Annotated in this window: 7 protein-coding genes; 2 read left to right on the top strand and 5 right to left on the bottom strand. The window is 26.4% G+C overall.

Going from position 1 to position 12,650, the window contains the following annotated elements:
• Positions 1-214 precede the first annotated feature (214 nt).
• The 3 genes from ACWXVP_RS00825 to ACWXVP_RS00815 all read right to left on the bottom strand — a co-directional run bounded on the left by ACWXVP_RS00825 (position 215) and on the right by ACWXVP_RS00815 (position 2,341).
• Positions 215-391, bottom strand: a complete 177-nt coding sequence (locus ACWXVP_RS00825) for a hypothetical protein (protein ID WP_456012643.1) — start codon at positions 389-391, stop codon at positions 215-217.
• A 159-nt stretch (positions 392-550) separates the two neighbouring features.
• The gene (locus ACWXVP_RS00820; RefSeq protein ID WP_456012641.1) at positions 551-1,462 is read right to left on the bottom strand and encodes a hypothetical protein; all 912 of its coding nucleotides are present in this window, start codon (positions 1,460-1,462) and stop codon (positions 551-553) included.
• A 12-nt stretch (positions 1,463-1,474) separates the two neighbouring features.
• Positions 1,475-2,341, bottom strand: coding sequence for a hypothetical protein (locus tag ACWXVP_RS00815; protein ID WP_438340421.1), 867 nt, complete (start codon positions 2,339-2,341; stop codon positions 1,475-1,477).
• A gap of 429 nt (positions 2,342-2,770) precedes the next feature.
• Between ACWXVP_RS00815 and dnaE the strand changes: the two genes are divergently transcribed.
• Together dnaE and ACWXVP_RS00805 are read left to right on the top strand one after the other, a co-directional pair.
• A complete protein-coding gene (gene dnaE / locus ACWXVP_RS00810; protein ID WP_456012639.1) occupies positions 2,771-5,755 on the top strand; it encodes a DNA polymerase III subunit alpha in 2,985 nt (994 codons plus the stop codon).
• On the top strand, positions 5,755-6,642 hold the full coding sequence (locus ACWXVP_RS00805) for a 5'-3' exonuclease (RefSeq protein WP_456012637.1): 888 nt from the start codon (positions 5,755-5,757) through the stop codon (positions 6,640-6,642). The genes dnaE and ACWXVP_RS00805 overlap by 1 nt, the downstream gene beginning before the upstream one ends.
• 53 nt (positions 6,643-6,695) lie before the next feature.
• Here the strand turns inward: ACWXVP_RS00805 and ACWXVP_RS00800 are convergent, their stop codons facing one another.
• Both ACWXVP_RS00800 and ACWXVP_RS00795 read right to left on the bottom strand, forming a co-directional pair.
• Complete coding sequence (locus ACWXVP_RS00800; RefSeq protein ID WP_456012635.1) at positions 6,696-11,576, bottom strand: valine--tRNA ligase; 4,881 nt, start codon at positions 11,574-11,576, stop codon at positions 6,696-6,698.
• Entirely contained in the window at positions 11,576-12,583 is a 1,008-nt protein-coding gene (locus tag ACWXVP_RS00795) for a hypothetical protein (RefSeq protein WP_438340417.1), read from the bottom strand. Before ACWXVP_RS00795 ends, ACWXVP_RS00800 begins: the two co-directional genes overlap by 1 nt.
• Positions 12,584-12,650 lie beyond the last annotated feature (67 nt).

Raw genomic sequence — 12,650 nt, 5'->3', positions numbered from 1 at the left:
ATGGTTGGTTTTGCAATCTTTTCTTTAGGCAAAATATTTGGCTTATAAGGTATATTTTTTTACAAAAGTTCTTTGTCTTTTTATTGTATTTTTATGAGCAAAAGTACTTAGAAAACCGCTTTGTGTAAGTCTTTTTGTTAATTGGCTATATGATATTTTTGCATTAGCTATTCTCTCATAAAACAAACACTAAGACATATATGAATTACAAGAACTATTTTTTGTTCCAGCAATTATTTTTTGCTTTCATATTTTTTTCATAATTGATAATTAAATCATTGTTGTAAATCTTTTTTCTATCGCCTCATTGATTGCCATGTGCTAAGTTAACTTCTTTTTTGCATAATTTAGCATTTTTTAATTTTTGTTTTAATCTTTTTATGGTTGACATTGAACATTTTGCTTTTAAAGATAATTGCTTATTTGTTAAATTGGAATATGTAGTTATAACATCTAATTTTTTGTTTTCTATTTCATGAATAATAAAACCGCATATAACATTTTGCTATATATGTTAGGTGGCTCATTTTTGCTACAATTTAACGCCTTTTTATGAAATTACAATTTTTTTAAAGAAATTAGCCACCATTGTCTTAAAAACTTCTTCTAAATCATTTTCATTATCTTTTGAATAATAGTATGTAGTTAGTAATTTTGTGTTTTTATTCAAAAGATCTTTTGTTGAAGAAATAATAATTGGTGATTTTTTTTGTATACGCGTTTCAAATATGTTAATTAACAAGTCAAAAAATCATTGGGATTTCAAACCTAAACTAAGATTTGCAATGAATAATACATCAACATTATTCAAATAATAACATATTGATTGTTTTTCTTCTTTATTTGATGATAGAAAATTATATAGTTCATTAGCATTTAAAAAGGCTACTGTCTTGCCTTGGCTAATTACATTCATTAGAGCTATATATTTAATAATATCATTGCTTATTGTAAAATCGGTTCCTCATAATCAAATGTTAAAATCAAAAACGCCTTTTCCGGTGATCATTGTTCTAAATTTAGCTCTAATATCTTCACTAGCAATAGTTTTAGGTAATGAGTCGATAAAAATTTTTGTTGTTTTTTTTAAAGCAACAACATCAGACGAATTGTTATTTTTTTGAAAATATTTCTTAAATATTGGATCTAACTCTGTGATTGATGTTAATCAGAATTTTTCTAGTTGTTGGCTTCTTATTATCTCCTTATCATTACTATAATCTTCAGCCAAAAAACCATAAATATCAACAAACAGCTTATAGTCAGGCTTTTTATGATTTTTGATAACTGAATCATGATATCTTTGTAAGATACCCATACCCTTTTTTATTTGTTTTTCATTAAGGTTTAATCTTTTAATTTCTGTTTGAATAAAATCCTTTGAAAGAACTTCATTCCTTAATTCATCAATATTTATTTTTTCATTAGGTGATAATATTGAATCAAAAATCTTTTTCTCCATTATTTATTCCTTTTAGTCATCTCATGTTAGTACATCGTTTAAATCATCATTAATATTATTATATTTTTTACTAAATAAAGAATAGCTATTATTTCTATTTAGAGAAGCTTGACATAATTCATTATCGATTAAATATGCATCATATAAGTTTCTTCTCGCAAAGTCATTGGCTATTTTTAGGATGTAATTGCATATAATGGCATTATTTATGGAAATTGAATATTTTATTATATTGTTAATAGCATTATCCTTAAAATTTAATGACTTTATTTTTTTTAACATTAAAATTTGCGATGGACTGAGTTCTTTTCTTGTGTGGTAACTAATATATTCTTCTGAAGTGAGATCTTCAATTAATTCATGTTCATTAATAATTTTAAAATCAAAGCAATCTTCCTGCTGCAAAGAAATTTTTTCACTAGAAAAGACCTCAAAAAAGTTTTTTGAAACATTATTAAATTCTGTTTCGTCATAGTAATAAAATGCATTATTCTTAATTAAATTATTATATAAAACTTCACCTAATTTATTTTTTAACAAATTAGCGATAAGGGAATTTTTTACAATTCCATTGGCACATAGTGGTTTTATTAATTTAAATAATAAAGTGCCATCTTTGTCTTGCAGGGTTTTAATTAGACCTAAACCCTCTAATTTATTTTTAGCATCTTTTATTTGGTTTATCGACATAACTAGAAATTCTGAAGTTTTGGCTAAATCATATTTCTTTAGTCTATTTATATTATATAAATCATATAAATGTTGATAAAAAGCAACACCCAGACTTCCAATAATAGGAGAATAGAAGGTTCTTAAATTAATTAAATCTTTTGAAGAAATATCGGCTGAATTATCAACCAAAAATTTAATTTGATCCATTTTTATCCCCCCTCTTGTTTATATATTTGTTTTTGCATAAAATTAATTTATGTTAAAACGCATTTTTACTTGATAGCAAAATTATTTTATGGGACTAAGAGAATGTTTTGTCTCATTTTTATTAGTTTTTTGGGGGCTAAGTATTTTTAGTGTAATTTATAGACATCGTTAATAGCCTTTATCATCTAAATTTAAGAAAAATTTATAAAAAAAATTCAGTTTTCTACATGAAAATGTTTAAAAAAATAACTGTTTTTGGGTTAAAAATGGCTAGTTTTGATTACTTATAAAAATATCTTTTTGATTTAAGTTGAATTCTATTATTTTTATTTAAAAATCATCATTATAGAATTTTTATTTAATATTTTTTTATATCCTTTCAACGTCTCTAATTTAAAATTAAACCTAATATTATTTTATAATTAAACTATGAAATTAAATAACCTACATCTTAATACGACGTTTTCTTTTTTAGAAAGTACAATAACTGTTGATGAAGCAATAAAACAAGCTCTTAATAGTGGTATAAATTATCTTGCATTTACAGAAAAGAATCATTTTTTTAGCTTAGCTGAAGCTAATAAAAAATGCATGGAAAATAACATTAAGGCTAATTTCGGGCTTGATGTAAAACTAATGATTGATGACCAATGATACCAATTTATCTTGTTTGCTAAGCATCAAAAAGGTTTTGAGATCCTTAAAAAGCTATCTTATCAATTATTAAATAATGAAATAATTTATCTTAATAATATTCTTAATTTTGAAGATGATATTGTTATTATAGAAAACCCTATTTTAAGCTACTTTAAATTAACTAAAAATGTTATAAACAAATCGAATTATTATATAGGATTCACAATCATAGATATTGAAAAAAATAAAGAATTTTGTTCTTATTTTCAGAATATTTTGGTTGTAAATAATTTTAACACAGTCGATTTTCAGGATTTTATGATTATAGAATTACTGAATAAAATGAATAATAAGACAAATAACATATTGTTTGATGGTACTTTGTTTTTTGATGTTGATGATGAAGATGGCTTGATGAATAAATTAGTAAATAGAACTAATGCATTTGTTGAGTCAATATATTTTGAACATCAAAAAAATAAATATAATTTACCCTTTTTTAAAAACGAACAAAACCTTGATTCAAAAGGCTATCTAAAATTTTTAATATGAGAAAAAATTAAAAATAATAATAAAATCAAGGCACTTTTTGAAAACCAAGCTTATAAGGATAGACTATTAAAAGAATTTCAAATTATTTCACAATTAAGATTTGAGGATTATTTTTTAATTATTCAAGATTGAATTAATTGGGCTAGAAAAAAGGGGATTTCAATTGGTCCTGGAAGAGGTTCTGCGGCTGGTTCGTTGGTTTCATATATTCTTGGAATTACAGAAATTGATCCAATAAAATACAATCTTATTTTTGAGAGATTTCTTAATCCTAAAAGAATTTCAATGCCCGATATTGATGTCGATGTTCAGGATGACCAAAGACATGAAATTATTAATTATCTTGTACAAAAATATGGGTATGAATGTGTTGCTAATATTGTAACTTTTTCTGTTCTAGGTAAAAAATCTGCGATTAGAGATGTTTTGAGAACTTATAAAGATGTATCTTCCGATAAAATAAATCAAGTTTCAAAATTAATTTCGTCTGATGACAGAAGTTTATTTGAAGAAGCAAATAAAAATACGGCATTTATTAGTGCTTTGCAGCAAATTAAGCCAACAGATAATTCTTTTGCTAAGAACGTTATCAACCAAACGTCTCGAATTTCTGGTTTCTATCGTCAAACAGGAACACATGCCGCTGGAATTGTAATATCATCAAGGCCAATAATGGAGCTTGTGCCGACTTTTAAAAATATTGATAATTTTCAACAAACGCAGTTTAGCATGGAATACCTTGACTATTTTGGTTTAATAAAGATGGATATTTTAGGCCTTAGAACCCTATCGACAATTAAGCAAATTGAAGATGAAGTTAAAAAGAAAACAAAAAAGGATATCGATTGAGACATTATTGATTATAATGATCAAAAAACATTTGATCTTCTTTCGCAAGGAAATACTTCCGGTATTTTTCAAGTGGAAAGCCCTATAATGATTAAGGCCTTAAAGCAAATTAAGGTAAGCACGTTTGAGGATATTAGTGCTATTATATCATTGAATAGGCCAGGACCAATGGCTTATGTATCAAGCTATGCAAAGAGAAAAGCAGGTATAGAACCAATACCAAGCATCTCGTTGGAATATGATGAAATTGTTAAAGATACATATGGAATTATAATTTACCAAGAACAAATTATGCAAATAGTTCAGAAAGTAGCAAATATGACTTTCGAAGAGGCTGATTTGTTTAGAAAAATTATTTCAAAAAAGAAAGCCGATGAAATGAATGAGATTAAGGATTCATTTATTGGACAAGCAACTAAAAATGGATATAGTTTAGAAGTGGCTAATAAAATTTTTAGTAATATTGAAAAGTTCGCTGATTATGGATTTAATAAATCGCATGCTGTCGCTTATTCAATGCTAACATTCAAAATGGCTTATTTAAAGGCAAATTTTCCATTAGAGTTCTATAGTTCATGCATTACAAGTTCAAATGGAGCCCAAGCGACGATTTCAAAATATGCAAATGAAGCAAAAACCATGGGCATTCAAATTGTTAGTCCAGAAATAAATCTTTCAACAAATAAGGCAATAATTTCTGATAATAAAATAATTTTACCATTAGGTTTAATCAAAGGCATTGGTCCCGAGATAATAAGGATAATTATTAATGATCGCAAAGTAAATGGCCAATATAAAAATTTCTTACATTGTTATTTTAGCTTGTTTAAAATTAAAACATTTGGTAAATCGACATTAGAGACATTGATTAAGGCTAATGCATTGCGGAATTTTAAATTAAGTCAAAAAACAATGCTTGAAGAGATTGATTCATCTTCTAATTCTAGTGTTTTTGTACAACAAAATTTATTTAAAAATACAGTTGATATTGTTGATAAAATCATTAATTGTGAACCACAAAATGTTTATGAAGATGAAGCTCCAATAGTTGAAAAAAATGAAATTGAATTGCTTGGCCAAATATACAATTATTCAACAACACAAAACTACGAGATTGATGGCAATAGATTAATAGATACAAGACCTAATAATGAGTATGTAATGATTGTTCAATGTGTTAATGTAATAGTTGGAAATGATAAAAATGGTAGACAATATCAAAGAATTGATTTTCAAGATTCAAGTTTTAAAGTAGTTGCTTTTATGTTTAGAGTTGATCCTGAGCTATCCAAACTTAAACGCAGACTTGTAAAAATTAAATTTATAAGAAAATTAGATAATAAAATTATTTTAAGAAATTACGAGGTAATTAAATAATGAAACAAAAAATATTAATTATTGATGGTACTTATTTAACGTATCGTTCTTATTTTGCAATAAATAAGAATAATACTTATTTAACAAACGCAGAAGGCGTTTCAACAAGTACAATATTATTATTTTTTAGAACATTGTTTAATCTTATTGAAGAATATTCGCCATCGCATATTTTTATAGCATTTGATGCAGCGGGGAAAACTTTTCGTCATAATTTATATGAGCATTATAAGGAAGGCCGAGCAAAAATGCCGAATGAATTTTATAATCAAATGACTATAATAAGAAAATTACTTACATCTTTAAATATTGTAAATATAGAAAAAACAGGGGTTGAAGCAGATGATTTAATTGCCAAGGTATGTTTTGAATATCCCTTGATTGAAAAGATAATTTTTTCAGCCGATCAGGATCTTAATCAATTAATTAATGAATATACTTCAATCATTAAAAAAACAAAAGAAGGTATTGTTATTTTAACGCCAAAAAATTTTAAATCAATTTATGGTATTAACCCTAATCAAGTAGTTGATTATAAGGCCATAGTCGGTGATTCAAGCGATAACTTTTTTGGTGTTAAGGGTGTCGGGTCTAAGACAGCTATAAAACTTCTTGATCAATATCAAACCCTTGATAATATTTATGAAAATCTAGAAAATTTATCATCTTCTAGGCTTGCGCAAAAATTCATTGATTATAAATCTATTGCATTCAGAGATCAACATATTGCTAAATTAGTTACTAATTTTGAATTAGAAGGTATTAAATTAAATTTATTAGATATAGTGAATGTTGAGCTAACCCTTGACGCCGTAAAAATTATTGATGAGTTTCAACTTAATTCAATAAGAAGAGCATTTTTTAATAAAATAAAAATTATTAATTAAAGCCCTATTTCAGTAAGAAAAAACGCACAAACAAGGTGCGTTTTTTAAAGTTATTACGAGTTATCCTTCTTGGTTAATTCTTCTTCGTACACTTCTAAATTTCTTTGGTGTAGTGCTAGTTTTTCTTGTTTTTCTTTAATTTTATCCTCACTAGCATTTTTCATAAAGTTTGGGTTATTGATAAAACTTTTATTAAATTCTATTTCTTTTTTCGTTTTTTCAATTAACTTTTTAAGTTCAATAATTTCATTTTCCTTATCTTCTTTGCTTTGTTTAATGAAGACCTTGGCAAAGGAGGTTTGGATAGTCAAGTCATTATTTTCGCCAATAACAAAATTTGACAATTTAAAGATTATTAGTTGTTGATTTTCAGAAATATCGAAGTTTTTGATAAAGTAGTTTAATGTAATGTTTTTAGATATTTGTTTTTCTTCACGATATTTTCTAAACGTAGTGATTAGTTCGATTAGGTTGTTTATTTCATTTGAATTAAATGTATCTTCAATTGTGTAGTTGGCAAGTGCATTATCCCAAAGCTCCTCGTTGTATATTTCTTGAAACAAATAATCTGTAACAAAAGGCATATATGGTTGAAGCATTATTAAGATTTCTCTAAATAAATAATGAATAAAATAATCATTTTTTTTGAATTTTAAAAACTCTAAATATCATGATGAAAATTTATTGATCATAAATTCTTGAATATGTTTATAAACAACGGTGAATTCATAGTTTTTCATTGCTTCATCAATTTTAGATGTCATTTTTAAAAATTCTAGTAATATTCATTTATCGAAATTGTCTAATTTTTCATATTGCAACTCGCTTTTAATATTAATAGGAATATTTTTTATTAGGCGACCAATGTTTCAAATTTTATTAATAAATAACCTTGCGCTTTGAATTTTTTCATCTCCAAAATTAATATCTAATCCAGGTGTGCAATTAAATATTAAAGACATTCTCAAAACATCTGATCCATATTCGTCAATAACCTTAATTGGGTCAATACCATTGCCAAGTGATTTAGACATTTTGCGTCCGTGCGAATCCCTTACTAACCCATGTAATAAAACCTCTTTAAATGGTATCTTGTCCATAAATTCTAGGCTTTGAAAATACATTCTTGATACTCAAAAGAAGATAATATCATATCCCGTTACTAATAAACTTGTAGGAAAGTATCTTTTTAATTTTTCTGATGATTGTGGTCAGCCCAAAAATACAAAAGGCGCTAATGCTGAGCTAAATCAAGTGTCTAAAACATCGCTATCTTGAATTCATTCATTACCAGGTTTTTCAGTTTGTACTTTAATTTCGTTGCCTTTGTATCATACTGGAATTCTATGACCTCACCAAATTTGTCTGCTAATTGTTCAATCATGAACATTTTCCATTCATTTGACTAGATTATCCTTAAATCGTTTAGGTATTATTTTTACACCTTCCATAGAATCTAGATTTTTTAGAAGTTGTTCTGAAAGTGAATTCATTTTTACAAATCATTGTGGTTTTACTAATATTTCGATTGGTTCTTTGGTTCTTTCACTATAGCCAATATTTGAAATAATATTTTCTGTCTTGTAAATAAAACCTTTTGTTTCAAGATATTGTGCAATTTTTATTCTTGCTTCGAAACGGTCTAACCCCTGAAACTCCTTGGCTAATGAGTTCATTAAACCATCATCGTTAATACACTCGTTGATGCTAAGACCATAGTTTTTGATAATTTCAATGTCATCAATAGCATGAGCTGAAACTTTCATCGCCCCTGTCCCAAAATTGGGATCAATATTTTCTGAACTAATAATTGGAATTTCTTTTTTGGTTAATGGATGAATTACTGTTTTATTTTTTAGTGAATTAAAACGTTCATCATTTGGATTTAAGGCAATTGCAACATCGGAAAACATTGTTTCAACACGGGTGGTAGCTACAAGCAAGTAATTATTCTTATCATTTTTAAATGGATATTTAATGTAATACATTTTTTGATTAGTTTCAGTGGGTATTACCTCAATATTAGATAATGCGGTTTTTAGCTTTGGATCCCACAGAATTGCTTTTGTATCACGATAAATCAATCCTTTATTATACATATCAATAAAGACTTTTGCAACCGCTTCCGATGCATCCTTATCAAGAGTAAATCGTTCGCTATTATAATCAAGCGCTAACCCAAGTTTTGCTCATTGGTCATTAATGTTTTGCGAATATTCATCTTTTCATTTTCAAATCTCTTTAATAAATTTTTCTCGTCCTAGTTGATATTTATTTCTTCCGCTCTCTGATAATCTTTTTTCAACAACGGCTTGTGTTGCGATGCCTGCATGGTCTTTACCAGCCACTCACATAACATCAAATCCTTTTATTTTTTTATATCTAATAATTGTATCTTGAATATATGTATCTAAGGCGTGCCCGATATGAAGCTTTCCAGTTACATTTGGAGGCGGCAAAATTATTGTAAAAGGAGGTTTTTTGATATCATGTGTTGAAAAGGTTTTCATATCTATTCACTTTTGATGGCGTCCTTGTTCAACGAGTTTGTGATTAAAATTCTTATCCATGTTATCTCCTAAATTTGTAGCAATGTTTTGTATACTGAAATCAATAATTTTCTCCTCATCGTAATTTCTTTTATCCTTAATAGCTTTTTCATTCTTATTTAATGAGCGATCAAATGAAAAAATATCTCTTATTTTTTTATTCTGAGTGTTATCTTTGTTTATTCATTTAGATAATTGATTTCACTTGCAACTTATATAATGATCTGGTGCAATTTCATATTCAAAAATATTTTCAATTTCATCAATATTATCAATAAATTCTTCATAGTTAGATAATAGGTAATAATCTTTTTTGTCTAACATTTTTTTAACAACTGGATTTATCGGGTTGTCTACAACAATGTTTGTTTTACCTCTCTCAATAATTCGCGAGTTTATCATTATTTGCAAATCTGTTGTTAACTTACTGGCCGTTTTTATATCACTTAATAAGTAAATCCCGATGGCTTCATGTTCAAAAATGTATTCATTTATTTTATTAAGTACTTCGATTTGGTTTTTAGCATCAATTTTATCAATGTTGTTTCCGATTACAATTAAGCTTGGATTGTTGATTAAAATTTTACTTAGCTCAAGAGCAATTTTTTCATCCTTAGAAAGATAAGACAATTTCATTGTAAGTTTGTCCAACGAAAGGTTTGCATTTAAAAGGATTCTATAAATATTGGATTTAAAAATAATTCTTTTCATCGCTTCTTCAGCGTCACTTGTTTCAAAAATTCTTTTATAGATTAGAAACTGATTAAAAAGATTATTAAGTAAGAAGCTTAATTCTTTTAGATTAAAAAATGCTCTTAAAAAAGGATTCAAAAAGGTTAATTCTCGATTAAAATCTTCTTCAAATTCAATTTTATTTAATGAGTGGAGGTTGGTTAATAATTCTTTTATATTTTTAAATATTTTTTTGGCATTTTCTATATTATTTTGAAAAACATTTGCTAATTTCGAATTGTAATTTTTTGTTTCATCCCTAATACTTTTACCGATATTTTCAACATTTCAATGAAATTCTGCCTGTTTTTCTTCAAACTTATACTCGTATTCCTTAATTGTTGAAATATCAATATAATCGCTAGTTTTCTCATTATTGTCTTCTTTGTCTACAAGTAATAAGCTTGGGGAGTGATTTTTTTTATTTTTTAGCGATTTAAATCTTTCGATAAATGAGCTAAAATTGTTGGTTATCATTGAATTAGCAATTAATTTTATTTGCTTTTTTAATTGTGTTCTAGTTCAGTAAGTTCCTAATAAACTAATTTCATTGATTATATTTTTTCTCAAATCATATAAATCATCAATAAACGAAAGTAGGGAGTTGCGATTTAGAAGTGAAATTAGAAAGAAATGTTTTGTTAAAAAACGCTGTATTATTTTATTAATATAATATCTACCATAATAGTGATTAAAAGAATCAATTTTAAGATTTGTTTTTAAATGAAATTTATTTAAAAGAATTTCATTGCTGAAGCTTTTTCTTAATCTAGAAAAATATTTATTATTTTCCTTTTTAACTTGTTTTTTTTCTTTTAATTTGTCTATTATTTTTTTTATCTTAGTTAGTAATTTACTTTTAAAACCATGATTTGAGTTTATGTCTTTTTTTGAACATATTTCAAGATAATTAGTTTTGGCTTCTTTATATTCATTATATTGCATTAACGACTTTCCAGAAACATAGTTCTTTATTGTTTGCTCTATATATGTAAAGAAGGATTGCTCATGATTTTGTATATTTTTTGCGATATTATGAATAATGCCTGAGAGATTTTGCATTAGTAAAATTTGGTCATTTTGATTTAATTTATTAAGATTTTGCGCATTATTTTTTGAGAGTATTAATTTTAATTCATTTACTAATGGTTCTAATGAGTATTGAAGTTGGTAATTTGTTTTAGAATATTCTAATCTAAAATGGTATCTCGAATCTTGGTAGACATCTTTTCAACTATTTTTAAAGATATTATTAAATGAGCTAGTAACTTTATTTTCTTTTATATAGTTTTTCAGATAAGCAAAAACAGTTTCTTCTGATTTTGTTTCAAATAGCTCATCGCTTTCAAAGCCATATGCAAGATTATCACGGAAATTTTGGTTTGAATCTATCATATAGAAATTTTCATCATCTTGTTTAAATTCGATAAATCCTTGAAAATCTTTGATTTTATTATCTCTATCTATCAAGAGATTGAAAATGTTTTTTTTAGATTGAATATTATCGGCAATAATGCCTAAAATACTGCTTTTAGAAAGCTTAAAATTTAAATCATTAATAAGATATTCGAATGAGTAATAATTGTTTTTTTTGATCTTATTTATTTTTTTTAGTTCTTGAACTCTAAAACCAGTAATTTTTTTCTTATTCATTAGAATCTGTCACCTTCCTTTGTTTTAACTAGCGATGCAACAACTCTATATGTTGCAAGTATGACAGCTAGATTAAAGAAAATCTTAACAGGACCCGTTAATGTTTGACCAGTAAAATTAACTCAAAAATCAGTTTTTAATGTTTGAGTATCGGCTCATGCGAGTAACACGGTGTTTGCCAGTTCTAGTAGAGCGCTAAATGAAATAATGGCCATAACCTCAAGGAACGTTTGGTATTTTTTTCTCACAAAAAGGCGATATATAACAACAAATAAAATCATTCCAATAAAACCAGATGTCGTTAGTAGAATATAAAATGTTTTATTTTTAACAAAACGATTGTGTTCGAATATTGAATTGTCAAGTTTAGAAAATATAGTTACAATGATTAAAATTTGCAAGGATAATAGCACTAAAGTAGAAATAAATGAGAAATTCATCATTGCCGTAGGTCTTGGCTTGTTCTCTAAAATAATGATTTTAACTTCATAGAATGCAATTTTTTCTGAAAAATATTGTAAATCTTCAGAATTCCCTTTTGCTAGTGCTTCAGCAAACTGAATTTTAAAAAATTCTACAATTTGCTTATATTTATATATTCGGTAGTTTCTTGAAAAGAAAAGTTCATTTATGTTAAAAAAGTAATATGATGCTATTCCTGGAATAAATCCAGCAATAGCCACTGCAATAGTATATAAGAAACTATAATATGTAGGAACTAGGGCAAATGAAATGAAATCTGCCAATACTCCTGTGATCATTCCGACAAACGGTCCGAAAATAAAACCTGTAATTTTTATTGGTAGGCCTATAAAACCAAATTTAAATGATGGTAGGGCGCTAATTGGTAAAATTCTTACTGAAATTAGAAAGAAAACAACAGAGATAGCAATTAAAACACCCACAAAGGCAATTCTCTTTGGGTTTCATTTTTTGAATGAAATATTTGTTTGTGATCTTAGCCATCTAATATAATGACTCAAGCCGCCTGGTAACTTTGAATTCATGCTTTTCCTTCGCTATCTTTTTAATAATAATTATATTATTATATTCTGAAACTACTTATAAAGTATG

Source organism: Mycoplasma sp. 1781 (genome assembly GCF_053851675.1).
This window is presented reverse-complemented; position numbering and strand designations above follow the sequence as displayed.